This is a genomic window from Pseudozobellia thermophila (assembly GCF_900141855.1).
Taxonomy (GTDB): domain Bacteria; phylum Bacteroidota; class Bacteroidia; order Flavobacteriales; family Flavobacteriaceae; genus Pseudozobellia; species Pseudozobellia thermophila.
This window is the reverse complement of the sequence record NZ_FQYU01000001.1, coordinates 679,137-692,445: the sequence shown is the minus strand read 5'-3', so window position 1 is coordinate 692,445 and position 13,309 is coordinate 679,137. Positions and strand designations below refer to the sequence as shown.

At 48.8% G+C, this 13,309-nt stretch carries 13 protein-coding genes; 6 read left to right on the top strand and 7 right to left on the bottom strand.

The window, feature by feature from the left end; all coding sequences use genetic code 11:
• Window positions 1-10: 10 nt before the first annotated feature.
• On the bottom strand, window positions 11-748 hold the full coding sequence (locus BUB37_RS02990; protein ID WP_072988248.1) for a TerB family tellurite resistance protein: 738 nt from the start codon (window positions 746-748) through the stop codon (window positions 11-13).
• A gap of 242 nt (window positions 749-990) precedes the next feature.
• On the opposite strand from BUB37_RS02990, the gene BUB37_RS02985 reads away from it, so the two are divergent.
• From BUB37_RS02985 to BUB37_RS02970, 4 genes are all read left to right on the top strand, one after another.
• Window positions 991-1,404, top strand: a complete 414-nt coding sequence (locus BUB37_RS02985) for a BrxA/BrxB family bacilliredoxin (protein ID WP_072988244.1) — start codon at window positions 991-993, stop codon at window positions 1,402-1,404.
• Window positions 1,405-1,558: 154 nt separating this feature from the next.
• The gene (locus BUB37_RS02980; protein WP_072988241.1) at window positions 1,559-2,305 is read left to right on the top strand and encodes a lysophospholipid acyltransferase family protein; all 747 of its coding nucleotides are present in this window, start codon (window positions 1,559-1,561) and stop codon (window positions 2,303-2,305) included.
• Window positions 2,302-2,979, top strand: coding sequence for an HD domain-containing protein (locus BUB37_RS02975; RefSeq protein ID WP_072988238.1), 678 nt, complete (start codon window positions 2,302-2,304; stop codon window positions 2,977-2,979). The genes BUB37_RS02980 and BUB37_RS02975 overlap by 4 nt, the downstream gene beginning before the upstream one ends.
• A gap of 73 nt (window positions 2,980-3,052) precedes the next feature.
• Window positions 3,053-4,477, top strand: a complete 1,425-nt coding sequence (locus BUB37_RS02970) for a Gfo/Idh/MocA family protein (RefSeq protein WP_072988236.1) — start codon at window positions 3,053-3,055, stop codon at window positions 4,475-4,477.
• Between the two features lie 92 nt (window positions 4,478-4,569).
• Here the strand turns inward: BUB37_RS02970 and BUB37_RS02965 are convergent, their stop codons facing one another.
• The 6 genes from BUB37_RS02965 to BUB37_RS02940 all read right to left on the bottom strand — a co-directional run bounded on the left by BUB37_RS02965 (window position 4,570) and on the right by BUB37_RS02940 (window position 10,853).
• A complete protein-coding gene (locus tag BUB37_RS02965; protein WP_072988233.1) occupies window positions 4,570-5,130 on the bottom strand; it encodes a porin family protein in 561 nt (186 codons plus the stop codon).
• An 82-nt stretch (window positions 5,131-5,212) separates the two neighbouring features.
• The gene (locus tag BUB37_RS02960; protein WP_072988229.1) at window positions 5,213-6,286 is read right to left on the bottom strand and encodes a PA0069 family radical SAM protein; all 1,074 of its coding nucleotides are present in this window, start codon (window positions 6,284-6,286) and stop codon (window positions 5,213-5,215) included.
• 58 nt (window positions 6,287-6,344) lie between these two features.
• Window positions 6,345-7,895: a hypothetical protein gene (locus BUB37_RS02955; protein ID WP_072988225.1), complete on the bottom strand. Its 1,551-nt coding sequence runs from the start codon at window positions 7,893-7,895 to the stop codon at window positions 6,345-6,347.
• Between the two features lie 21 nt (window positions 7,896-7,916).
• Window positions 7,917-8,696 (bottom strand): enoyl-CoA hydratase/isomerase family protein, encoded by a 780-nt coding sequence (locus tag BUB37_RS02950; RefSeq protein ID WP_072988221.1) that lies wholly within the window; start codon window positions 8,694-8,696, stop codon window positions 7,917-7,919.
• 49 nt (window positions 8,697-8,745) lie between these two features.
• Window positions 8,746-10,158, bottom strand: coding sequence for a sensor histidine kinase (locus BUB37_RS02945; RefSeq protein WP_072988218.1), 1,413 nt, complete (start codon window positions 10,156-10,158; stop codon window positions 8,746-8,748).
• 143 nt (window positions 10,159-10,301) lie between these two features.
• The gene (locus tag BUB37_RS02940; protein ID WP_072988214.1) at window positions 10,302-10,853 is read right to left on the bottom strand and encodes a CopD family protein; all 552 of its coding nucleotides are present in this window, start codon (window positions 10,851-10,853) and stop codon (window positions 10,302-10,304) included.
• Between the two features lie 256 nt (window positions 10,854-11,109).
• Here BUB37_RS02940 and BUB37_RS02935 point away from each other — a divergent pair, with 256 nt between their 5' ends.
• Both BUB37_RS02935 and BUB37_RS02930 read left to right on the top strand, forming a co-directional pair.
• Window positions 11,110-11,943, top strand: a complete 834-nt coding sequence (locus tag BUB37_RS02935; RefSeq protein WP_072988211.1) for an EcsC family protein — start codon at window positions 11,110-11,112, stop codon at window positions 11,941-11,943.
• 49 nt (window positions 11,944-11,992) lie between these two features.
• Window positions 11,993-13,306, top strand: a complete 1,314-nt coding sequence (locus BUB37_RS02930; RefSeq protein ID WP_072988207.1) for an alpha/beta hydrolase family protein — start codon at window positions 11,993-11,995, stop codon at window positions 13,304-13,306.
• Window positions 13,307-13,309 lie beyond the last annotated feature (3 nt).

The following is a 13,309-nucleotide window of genomic DNA, read 5'->3' as shown; positions in this document are numbered from 1 at the left end:
TACCACCGGCCTACCCGATACCGCGCTCCTTTTGGATTTCCTCGTAGGCCTTTTGCACCTGTTTGAATTTTTCCTCGGCTCCTTTTTTAATGGCCTCGTCTTGCGTATTCACCCGATCCGGATGGTACTTTTTGGCCATGGCACGATAGGCCTTTTTAACCTCTCCGTCGGTAGCCGTCTTTTCGATTTCGAGAATTTTGTAAGCATTGTCGACCGATTTGATGAACATGGCCTTGATACTCTCAAAATCTTGCCGGCCTACACCCAGATAACCTGCTATATCGCTTAACTTGTTCTCCTCGGGGGCGCTAACCGAGCCGTCGGCCTGTGCAATGCCAAAAAGAAAATGCAACAACTGCAAACGCAATTCGTACCGGGTACGCTGGTTGAGGTAGGAGCAAATGCGCTGGGCAGAAATCTCGTGCTTTTTGTTGATTTCATTGAAGGTCCGAAAAATGGCATTGGCCCTATCCTTACCATAGGTGCTGACAAAATACTGCCGAACATAGTCCAATTCTCGCTGGGTCACCTTACCATCGGCCTTTATCACAATAGAGCACAGCGAAAGAAGATTGAGTTCAAAATCGGCTGGCGAGACGGTCTGCCGAGTCATGTCCTGAAAAATGGTCTGTGCATTTCGGCCTCCCCCACTTAGATTATCTATAAAACTACCCAACAAAAACCCCAAGATAGCTCCCGGAAACCGGTAAAGGAAATACCCTAGAATGGCCGCGAACCATTTTATCATAACGTCTATAAAATTTTGGCAAAGATATTAAAAGAGCCCAGATATCCCGAAAAGGGCACAAAGAGCTTTCAAAGGCTTTTCCGCACAAACTTCTGGCGGTGGAAACATCAATAAAAACCAGGGGACCACAAACCAAAACGAAAAGCACGCTCTTAAAATAAGGAACTTACCTAAGGTAATGTTAAGTCGTCCAACAAAATGCGACTAATTAAGTATCTTTGTCATCCTAAAAATAGAAGTATATGTATCCTGAAGAATTGGTAAAACCTATGAGAGAAGACTTGGCATCTGCCGGCTTCGAAGAATTGTATACGGCCGAAGCGGTCGAAAATGCCATTAAAAAGGAAGGTACTACCTTGGTGGTAGTAAATTCGGTTTGTGGTTGTGCCGCCGCCAATGCAAGGCCGGCAGCCAAATTGAGCCTTCAAAACGCCAAAAGACCCGATAGGGCGGTAACCGTTTTTGCAGGTGTGGATACCGAGGCCGTCAACGCGGCCAGAAACCTTATGGTTCCTTTTCCCCCTTCTTCACCAAGTATGGCCCTTTTTAAAGATGGCGAGCTGGTGCATATGATCGAACGTCACCATATTGAGGGCAGACCGGCGGAATTGATCGCGGAAAACCTGATCGGTGCTTTCGAGGAGTTTTGTTCTTAGACCAAGATCTTACAATTGATATAGCGGACCTTCTGGCGACAGTAAGGTCCGTTTTTTGGTAGCCCGCCCTGTCAAATGGCAAAATTTTCCTGCATCGCGTATTTTAGTACCCCCTGTTTTTTTGGCGAACTTGCAATAATCTTATTTTTGCGGCATGCAAAAAGTATTGGCCTATCCGTTAACAGTCCTATACCAGATTCTCTTCGGGCTGTGTCTTTTGGTTTTCCATCCCGTTCAATGGGTCTGCTTTAACCTTTTCGGTTACAGTGCCCATAAAAGGAGCGTAAGCCTATTGAACCTTTGCCTAATGCGATGTACCCATGTCTTGGGCACGACCTACAGCTTTAACAACCCCTATGACCTGCCCACCGATCGACCGTTGATCATTGTGCCCAACCACCAGAGCATGCACGACATACCGCCCATCATTTGGTACATGCGCAAATACCACCCCAAATTCGTAAGCAAAAAGGAACTGGGCAAGGGCATTCCCAGTGTATCGTACAACCTAAGGCACGGCGGATCGGTATTGATCGACAGAAAGGACAGCAAACAGGCCCTGGTCGAAATTTCGAAATTGGGCAAGTACATCGAAAAGCACAAGCGAAGTGCCGTTATATTTCCTGAAGGGACACGTAGTCGTACGGGACATGCCAAGCCCTTTAAGGCCACCGGCCTAAAGATCCTGATGAGAAATGCCCCTTCTGCCCTGGTGGTTCCCATCACCATAGACAATTCGTGGAAAATGATGCGGTACGGAAAATTTCCGAGCGGCATAGGAAACCACATCACTTTTACCGTTCACAAGCCCATCGAGATCAACAATAATTATGATGCCGTTTTGGCGGAAGCGGAAAAAGCCGTAGTATCGGGCCTAACCTCTTTCCGAACCGAAAAATGAACGACGCCGAAATTGTAGAACATACCATTGCCTTTGTCAAGGAAACCCTAAAAGGAGCCGAGGGCGGACACGATTGGTTTCATATCCAACGGGTCTTTAAGAACACCCTGCTTATCGCCAAGGAAGAAAAGGTAGACCTACTGGTGGTGAGCCTAGGGGCCCTGCTTCACGATATTGCCGACGCCAAATTTCACGACGGCGACGAAACGGTCGGCCCGCAATTGGCCCGCACCTTTTTGAAGGAGTTGGACATCGATAAGAATACGGTACAACACGTTATAAAGATTATCGAGAACATTTCGTTCAAGAATACCCTTACATCCCGTCCGGATCGCCCCTTTGATTCGAAAGAACTTCAGGTCGTCCAAGATGCCGACCGCCTCGACGCCATGGGCGCCATAGGTATTGCCCGAGCCTTTAATTACGGTGGTTTCAAGAACAGGGAGCTGTACAATCCCGGCATACCGCCCAATCTTAAAATGACCAAGGAAGAGTATAAAAAGTCGAAGGCCCCGACCATCAACCACTTCTACGAAAAACTCCTCCTGCTCAAGGACAGGATGAATACGGACACGGGGAAAAAATTGGCCGAAACCAGACATAAGTACATGCTGGACTTCTTGGAACAATTCTACAAAGAGTGGGATCCCTTGTCATCGGGAACCGCACATTGATACCCAAGGGCGCGGGCAAAAAAACTATATTTTTTGTACCTTCAAATGCTCAATCTAAACTCACTGAAAAATTATGCAAAGACGAAAGTTTATTAAAAATGCGGCGGCCGCATCGACCGCCTTTACCATTGTGCCTAGTTTCGTAATGGGCAAAGACCATGTACCGCCCAGCGACACCCTGTACATGGGCGCTTTCGGCGTCGGGGGCCGAGGGGCGAGCGTAATGAGGGGACTCCACGAAACCGGAAAGGTCAAGTTCGTAACTTTGTGCGATGTAGACGACCGAAGGGCAGCCGACACGTACAAAAAGTTCCCGAAGGCCAAAAGGTTCAAGGACTTTAGAAAGGTCTACGACAAGCACATCAAAGACATCGATGCCATAATGGTAGCTACGCCCGACCACATGCATGCCTCGATCGCCCTACCCTTTATGCGGGCCAAAAAACATGCGTATGTAGAAAAGCCCTTAACACACAACATTAACGAGGCCCGCTTGATGACCACCGTGGCCAAGGAAAACGGTATCGTAACCCAAATGGGCAACCAAGGGGCCTCCAGTGATGGCAGCCGGGAAGCCAAGGAATGGATACAATCGGGGATAATCGGCAAAGTCTACAAAGTAGATTGTTGGACCAACCGCCCCGTATGGCCACAAGGGGTACCGGCACCTACCGAAAAGCAGCCCGTACCCAAGGGACTCGACTGGGACCTATGGCTGGGAGTTGCCGAAAAACGCGATTACAATGCGGCCTACCTGCCCTTTAAATGGAGAGGTTTCTGGGATTTCGGAACAGGCGCCTTGGGCGATATGGGCTGCCACATTATGGAAACCCCTTTCGGAGTGCTCGACCTGGGCTACCCAACAGAGGCCGAAGCTAGTTGTACCACCAACTGGGTGGGCGATTTTGTCGAGGCCGACTATAGCGAGTCGTGCCCTGCCTCATCGATCGTCCGCTTGAAATTCAATACCGAAGAGCATGGCGACATCGCCCTGAACTGGTACGATGGCGGCCTAATGCCCGACCTGCCCGACGAACTTGCCGATGGCGAAACCATAGGCGATAGTGGCGGAGGCTCCGTTTTTTATGGTACCAAGGGTATTTTGGTGGCCGACACCTATTCTCGAAACGCCCGATTGCTACCCAGTAAGAACATGGAAATGTTCAAGGCACCGGCCCCCTATCTCAAGAGGATCGATGGCGACGTAGACGGGCACCAACGCAACTTTGTGGAAGGCTGCCTGAACGGTATCGAGACCTCTTCCGATTTTAAACGATCAGGACCATTGACCGAAGCCGTACTCATGGGCAACCTTGCCATTAAGGCTTTCCAATACAAAAAGTTGAAGGAAGGTAAAAAAATTGGCGATTGGGATCCTTTCGAATACCCCGGAAGAAGAAAAATCCTTTGGGACGGGCAAAACATGAAGGTCACCAATTGGGACATGGCCAACGCATGGGTCAAAGGCAAATACAGAAAGGGCTGGGAACTATCCTAAGCGCTTACAAAAACCGAAGGCGTCGGAAAAGCATTTTCGCTTTTTCAGTAGCGCCTTCGGTCTTTAACCAACACTAACCAACTACTTATTTTTTAAAAGGCATACCCGGCCGAAATCTGAACCACGTTGTTCTGGCTGCTGCCGCTAACATCGCTGCCGTTGATATTGGCGATTCCCTTGTTGTATCGAAGGCTGAAAAAGATATTCGCGTTCAGTTTATATGAGGCCCCGATGGCAAAGGCGACATCGAGTTTTTTGAACCGATCTTCATCGTCGACATTGTCAGAAATCAAAAACCCGACCAATGGTCCGGCCTCGGCACTCAACCCTTCAATGATATAATACTTGCCAAGAATGGGCAGGTTCACGTAATCGAGCGTTAGGTTGTCACCGTTACTTCCATAACTCCATTTGGTTCCTTGGGACGAATAGAGCAGTTCGGGCTGAATGGCCATTTTTTCAGAAATGGGAATTTCGGCCACCCCGCCCAAGTGAAAGCTTACCTTAGAGCCGAAACTGCCCAAATTGCCATAGTAATTGGAACCTCCTATGTTCGCAATATTCAATCCTGCCTTTACCCCAAAACCAAAGTCTTGCGCGCTTACTTGATAGGTCGAAAGCATCAACGTGAAAATAAATACCAGTTTTTTCATACTTAAATTTTATTTAATTGTTTCGCTTGTTAGTGCCCCATGGGCGAAAAGGTTAACACGAAGTATGAAAAAATGGCGTATTTCAAAACAGTTTAAGCTGGCCCCCTTTGTGCCCCGCATGCAGATCGTGGTTAAGTTCCGGAAATTTCCGGTCTTTGAAATAGGTGCGCCGGGCAAGTCGGACCAAATCGTGGATTTGGGTCGCAATACTTCCTTCCCCCCGATTTCTAAGCCCAAAACGGCTATCGTTCAGCGAGCCCCCATGGCATTCGGCTATCTGATGCAATACCTTGTCGGCCCTATGGGGAAGGGCCTTTTTGATCCAGTCCGAAAATATTTGTCCAATGGCACCGTTCAGGCGCACCACGGTAAAGCCAAAGGAAAGGGCCCCATTCCCCGAAACCGCTTTCGCCAAATTTAAGATCTCGTGACTGTTGATACCGGGTATGATAGGGGCCAACATGGCATTTACGGGGATTCCGTTTTCCGATAAAATCCGTATGGTCTCCAACCGCTTTGAAATAGTGGCTGTCCGCGGTTCAAGTATTCTACGTGTTTCTTCAGACAATGTGGTGACCGACACGTTAACGCCAACAAGACGGTGTTTGGCCAGTTCCTTTAAGATATCGAGGTCGCGAAGGATCAGGGCGTTCTTGGTGATTATTCCTACGGGATGCCTGTATTTGAGAAAAACTTCAAGGCAGGCCCGTGTAATTTCAAACTTTTTCTCGGCGGGCTGATAGCAATCGGTGTTTCCGGATAGGACGATGGTCCGGGCCTCCCATTTTTGGCCCTTCAACTTGTTTTCCAGCAGTTCCGGAGCCGCTTTCTTGACCAGTATTTTTCGTTCAAAGTCTAGGCCCGCCCCATAGCCCCAGAACTCATGGGTGTTGCGGGCATAACAATAGATGCACCCATGTTCGCAGCCCTGGTAGGGATTCATGGAATACATCATGCCCACATCGGGACTCGTCACCTTGTTAACGATGGTCTTTGGGAATATAGGAAGGTATTGGGTCTTGTTCTTGTCGGACGCCTCGCCCTCCATCCTGCAGTACTCCAAAAAGTCGTCGCGCGTCTCGTGGATGTGCTCGAGAAACTTGTTGGGTACCTGCCGTTGCGCACCCCGGCCCTTGATTAAATCATCGGATTTCACAAATATTGGATTTTATCCAAATTTATGGAATAAATCCAATTTATAATGTTTTGGAACTTTAATTAACAGTCACCTCGACCATTTGTTTCTTGCTTCCCCTTTTGGCATAGAACAATAGCTTGTCATGGGCTTTGTCGACCAAGGGGCGGGAGACCATTATGGGCAAACGCACTTCCTTGTCGTCGACCAGTTTTTTGTACGAAAGGTCGCCCGAAGCATCGACCTTGATGACGAACATATTGGGGTTCCGGCTAAAACCTTGCTTGAACAGGATGCGCTCGTTGCTTAGTTTTTGTGGGTTTTCACCTGAATTAATAAAAAAGTACATGTCTTCCCCGTGGCCGTATGCCGAATACGAAGCGTAGGAGGCATCGCCTTGGGTAACCTCGGTCTTATTGATGTTACGGGCCCAGACCATGTTACCTGAGGCATCGAGCTTGGCCAACACAATGTCGTTGTAATGGTAGCGTTCGGTAATTTGGGTGGCTCCGGAGCTGATATCTTCCCCCTTGGTCACAAAGTACTCTTCGGCACTAAAAAGAATGTCCTTGTTGGGCGTTACATATACGCTCTTAAAAATCAGGTTTTTGATTTCCGCATCCACTTCCCGTCCGAACTTGTCCAACATAAACTGATCCGAGAAAGGATTGTACTTTTGGCTGCGTATGTCCAGGGTATTGGCATCTAAATTAAAGTAAACCAAACCATTGTAGCGGTTATCCTTTCGGTCGGCATAGAAGCCCACCACTTTAAGGTCATCGGCGACCAAAATGGGTTTGAGCGACTCCGGAAACTTTCCGGCACTCAAGAACTCCTGTATGGTATGCCCCGATTCGGATACCTTGACCAGCTCATATTGAAACCGTCGCTCCTTAAGGTTGTTCCTTCTTTTCTTAAAGTAGGCCTTGCCCATCAAATAAAGTGATGACATATCATTTGACACCTCGATGTTCTCAAAGGCATAGTTCTTTTCGGCGATTGCCTCGGAAAAGTCGTACTCCAACCGTTTTTTTAAATCCGTTCCGTAGAGAAATATACGGTATTTCTGCTCCTTTCCCTCGCGGTGGTGTACGGTAATGGCAAAGGCGCTCCGGTCGTCGTTAAAATGCGTCGTCGTCGAAAACCCGTTGCCGAAATTTCGGTTGTATTTATTGACCGCCAGCGGATTGGGTACTTCTTTCGAAGGAATGGATAGCAGCCGTCTCTCGGTAAAATTGAATTCGTTGATCGGACTGTGGTGTACCACATAGGTGTAGGCCTCGCTGTTATAGTCGTATCGGAGTTCTAGCAGGTATAGTTGGCCGTTCTTTACGAAGCCGTCTACCATGTGCTCGCCCGACTCCTTGTAATTGTAGTCGGCCACTAGGTTAAGGCCCTCATCGTACACCTCTATAAAATGGCCCTTCGGCCTAAGGGGGAAGCCCCCATAATAGGTACGCACCAAAATGGTCTTGCCCTTTTCGGCGCTCTCAATGGACAGAACCCTGGAATATTTATGCCTATCGGAATAGTTTTCGCCCAGGGTATAATCTACAGGTATTTCCTGCGCATAGACACCGGTAATGGCCACCCAAAGAATTAGGGCCGCCCATCTTTTTCGAATTTGCATAAGTAGGTATTTTCGGGTATGCTACCTTCCCGGAAAGTCGGCTTTCCGTTTTTCCAAGAACGCGGAGGTGCCTTCCTTAAAGTCTTCTGTGCCAAAACAGGCCCCAAAAGCGGCAATCTCGGCGGCATATCCATTACTATTCTTAAAACCCGCATTTATCGCTTTTATTGCGTAGCTGATCGCAACGGGCGAATTATTCGATATCTTGCCGGCCAACTCCCCACAGAAATCCAAAAGTTGCCCTTGTGGAACCACATGGTTTACCAGGCCGTAGCTTAGGGCCCTATCGGCATCGATCATGCCTGCGGTCATAATCAATTCCATGGCCCGCCCCTTGCCAATAAGCCTCGGTAGGCGTTGCGTACCCCCATACCCCGGAATGACGCCCAAGGACACCTCGGGGAGGCCCATTCGCGCATTTTGGCTGGCTACCCTAATGTGACAGGCCATGGCCAGTTCGAGTCCCCCACCCAGGGCAAATCCGTTGACGGCGGCAATAACCGGTTTTGAAAGGTTCTCGATAAAATCGAACACCTTTTCGTGCCCCTCTGCGGCCAACCGTCCGCCTTCTTCTTCCGAAAAGTGCGCAAACTCTGAAATATCCGCCCCGGCGACAAAGGCCTTGTCGCCACTGCCCGTTAAAATGACAACTTTAATTTCCGCATCCTTTTCCAGATCGGCAAAGGCGGCGTGCAGTTCATCCAAGGTTTCCTTGTTAAGTGCGTTCAGTTTTTTAGGACGATTAATGCTTAGGTTCGCCACACCATTGTTCGATGACAGAAGAATGTTGTTATAACTCATTGGTAAAAGTGTTTAAATTATTTCAATTGGATATCCATGGTTTTAACGATCAGGGTTTTGCCTTGGGCAACTTGACGGTAAATACCGTTCCTTTTTTGGGCTGCGAAGTGAACTCGATACTTCCTTGGTAGGTCTCCACAATATTTTTAACCATACCCAGACCCAATCCCATGCCACTCGACTTGGTCGTAAACTTGGGTTCGAATATTTTATCCCTGTACTGATCTTCGATTCCGATCCCGTTATCGGCCACACAAATTTTTACATACTGGTTCTCAGAGGCCACCGAAACCAAGATACGGGGCGATTCGACCTCGGGCACCGCTTGGATGGCATTTTTTACCAAGTTGGTCACCACCCGGATCAACTGGGTACGGTCCATTTTAGCGATAATTTCCTCTTCTTCGGAAATGAAGTGGATATACTCTTCATTGAAAATATCGAGCGCCAACTTTACAATTTTCACCACGTTCAGGGTTTCGTTCTGCTGTGCCGGCATTTCGGCAAAATTGGAAAAGGCCGAGGCAATACTGCTCATGGTGTCGATCTGCTGGATCAGGGTCTTCGAAAACTCCTTGACCTTGTGCTCGATATCGGGGTCGGTCGGGTCGAACTTGCGCTCAAAACTCTGAACGCTCAGTCGCATGGGCGTTAAAGGATTCTTGATTTCGTGCGCCACTTGTTTGGCCATTTCGCGCCAGGCCTGTTCCCGCTCGCTTCGGGCCAACTTTACCGCACTTTGCTCCAACTCGTCGATCATCGCGTTGTAAGAGGTTACCAATTTTTTTATCTCTAGGCTAGGGTTGTTGATATAGATTTTTTCATTTCTCCGGTGCAGGTGGGTTTTTCCCAACATATCGGATACGGTCTGCAACGATCGGGTAATATAGGTCGATATAAAATAGGCCAGGCCTATGGCTATAAAAAGCATTAGGACATATACCCCGGCCAAGCGCGTCAAGAACTCCCGCAACTCCATGTTGCTCATCGAATCGTCTTCGTAATATGGCAAATTCAATATACCGATCGGTTTGAACTTATGGTCGTTAATGTAGGTATACGATGCCCTGTAATTGTCACCGGCAACGACCTTTTCGTCGACAAACCTTTTGGTGGGACTCGCCTCGAGGCTGTTCAAGATATAGGGGTCAAGGCAATTGGAAACCGAATCCTGCTCGAATTTCGGACGGGAGCTTTTAAGCAGTTGCCCCTCGAGATCATAGATATTCAGGCGTTGGTTCTGCACATTGGCGATCCGATAGATTTCCATTTGAAAAATATGGGGCAGGTTCTCGGTCGTTACCGGATAAGTGGTTTCCCTCAGTACGTACTCCACACTCTGTTTCACTTGTTCTTCCTTGCGCTCCAAACGCGCCTTATGGTAATCCTTCGCCTGTTCGTGGTACTGATAGATGGTAATACCGGCAATCAATATGGAAGCAATGACCACCAATAAAATCATCGATATGAAGATGCGGGACCTAAGAGACAATTCGGTAAGCAAGAGACCAGGGTTTGCCATCAAAGGTAGCAAATATCGCACCAAATTCTTTCGCTTTTCAATGCGTCAAAACGATACGGCCGATCGGAAACATCGAAGAAGGGCTATGCTTCGGGATTTTTATCGCGTACGCGCCTGTAGAGCCGAATACCCAGCATAAGCAATATGCCCAATACGATGATGCCCACCACGCCAAAAATCCAGTTGAACGCATTTTTTAAAATGACCAAAAAGACGATGGCGAACAGGAGCAGGGTCGCCCCTTCGTTCCAAACACGCATATACTTGGAAGTATAGTTCACCTCATTACGCTGCAACTGTTTAAAGATGACGTGGTTTTTGAGATGATAGGCGATCAAAAGGGCGACAAAGGTCAGTTTGACATGCATCCAGGGCTGTTGTAGAAAATTTGGGGCCAATATTAAGAGCCAAACGGCAAAGAGTACGGCAAGTACGGCAGAAGGCCATGTAATGATGTACCATAGGCGTTTGGTCATCAACTGTAATTGCTTAACAAGGATTTCCCTTTCGGGCGATGCTTTTTGGGAAGCCTCGATATGGTAAATAAACAGTCGGGGAATATAAAAAAGACCGGCAAACCAGGTGATTACAAATATTAAATGCAAGGCCTTGATGTAGTTGTAATACTCCAACACTCGTTTCTATTTGAGGTCCAAAGTTAGACAAATGTCTCAACTTTTAACCCCCTCTGACGGTTTTAGTATGCGAAGGGCGTACATCGGCCAAAGTATCGGCCGCAACTGTGACACCCCCTACAAATCGCACCGACCCCATCGTTTTAAAGCCAAAAATTATACCTGCCCAGGTCATGGGGCCACAAAAAAACAACCCCCGGTACTTTTAATAACCGAATTGCCTCGCTATATTACTTAGCCTTAAACGACATCGACCATGGCCATTATAAGAACTACCGACACACTATCTACCGAAGACCAAGAAGCCCTCCGCAATGCCAAGCAAAAAATGGAACAAGTCAGCTGGGCCATGCAAGGACTGAACCAGATGGGAAACCTTATCGACAAGAGGATCCAGCTCCTGCCCAAGAAGCAGCAACAGTGGCTTCAACAACTGTCGTACAACGTACTGCATACCGTCGTCAACACCAATTTGCTTACGATGCGTAAAGGCAAGGTGCCCAAAACGCCCTTAAACCTCCTGTACAAGGCCATGGTAACCTCATCGGGGGCGGTCGGGGGCGCATTTGGGGCCACGGCCTTTGCCGTAGACCTGGGTATCGCCACCAAATTGATGATGCGCTCAATAATGGATATCGCCCGCAGCGAAGGGGAAAACTTGACGGAACTCGATACCCAACTGGCCTGTTTGCAGGTCTTTGCCCTCGGCGGGAAAACCAAACACGACGACAGCCTCGATACCGGATACTATGCCACGCGAATTGCCCTCAATGCAGCGGTCAAAGGCTCGTCGGGCAAATTGATAGAAGGACTTTTGGTAGGCACGGGCAGTCCCGTATTGCGTTTGGTTTCGTCCATAGCCTCCCGTTTTAGCATACAGGTTTCCGAAAAGTTCGTGGCGCAGGCGATTCCCTTGATCGGTGCGGTCGGCGGGGCCTCCATCAACCTGGCCTTTATCCAGCACTTTCAAAATATGGCCCAGGCCCATTTTAGCATCCGAAGGCTCGAACGCAAATACGGGGAAGCGCTGATCCGGCAGCGTTACGAAGAGATGACCGTACCCCAAAAACAATCGCGACGCCCCGTTTAGGTCTACCGATTTTATTGAATATATTTAAAATCAACTCAATACAACACTTATGAAAACCAAGTCGTTTACATTTTCCCGATCAAGGTACCCGTTTTTCCTCCTTTTGTTACTGGGCATCCTATTCGATGTGCAGGGCCAAGACTTTCTTTATGGCGACCCCCTGCCCGATGCCCCCGAACTGGCGGCACGTGGGCCGTATGGGGTAGGTGTGCGGACCATGCAATTGGTCAACCCCGACCAAATCGACATCTTGAATTCTAAAAACGGAAAGGAAGCGAGATACGACCGTCCTTTGACGATCGAAATATGGTATCCGGCAAGTATAGCTCCGAGCACCCCTGCTTCCGTAACCTACCACGAGGTAATGGGTACCCGCGGCGACTCCTTACGCCCCTTACTTCCCTTTGAATTCAAGGGAAGGGCCCTAAGGGACGCCGAACCGGTAAAGGCAGCACAACCGTTTCCCTTGGTGGTCGTATCCCATGGCTATGTCGGTTCGAGGTACCTGATGACCTATTTGACCGAAAACCTGGCGTCGAAAGGCTATGTCGTCGTAGCCATTGACCATACCGATTCGACCTTTAAGGATGCCAATGCCTTTTACAGCACCCTGCTGAACAGGGCCAAAGACATCCGGTTCGTAATAAATGCCATGGCCGATTTGGGAAAAAAGGATCCGAAAGGGCAATTGGGACGACTCATAGACGGCAACCATGTGGGCATTATCGGCTATTCAATGGGAGGCTACGGCGTGCTCAACGTTGCCGGGGCCGGATACAGCGACGGGCTCACCGCCTTTTTCGGGCAAATGACAGGGGGCAGTAGAGCCATAGCCGAATTGGCGGCCAGTAATTCCGATTATCAAAACCAAGGAGACCAAAGAATCAAGGCCGTAGTAGCTTTTGCCCCATGGGGCATGGAGCGCGGCGTATGGGACCTGGAGGGACTGAAAGGGCTACGCACCCCGACCTTCTTCGTCGCAGGGGACCAAGACGATATCTCGGGCTATGAAAAGGGCATAAAGGCCATATACGAGGGAGCCATTAACGCCGAGCGCTATCTGTTGACCTATAAAAACGCACGTCACAATGTAGCTCCCAACCCACCCCCTGCCGAGGCCTTGCGGCCCGGTTTGCACATCGATGAGTACTATCGCTATGCCGAACCCTCGTGGGACCAACGGAAGATCAACAATATCAACCAGCATTTTGTAACGGCCTTTTTGGGCACCCATCTCAAAGGGGAAGACCACAGCCTGTATCTAAACATTCCTGAAAACTCAAACGAAAAAGACTGGCCGGGCTTTAAGCCCAGGTCATCGACGGGAATGGAGCTGTTGCACGCCGCTGGAAAAGCGGAATAAGTA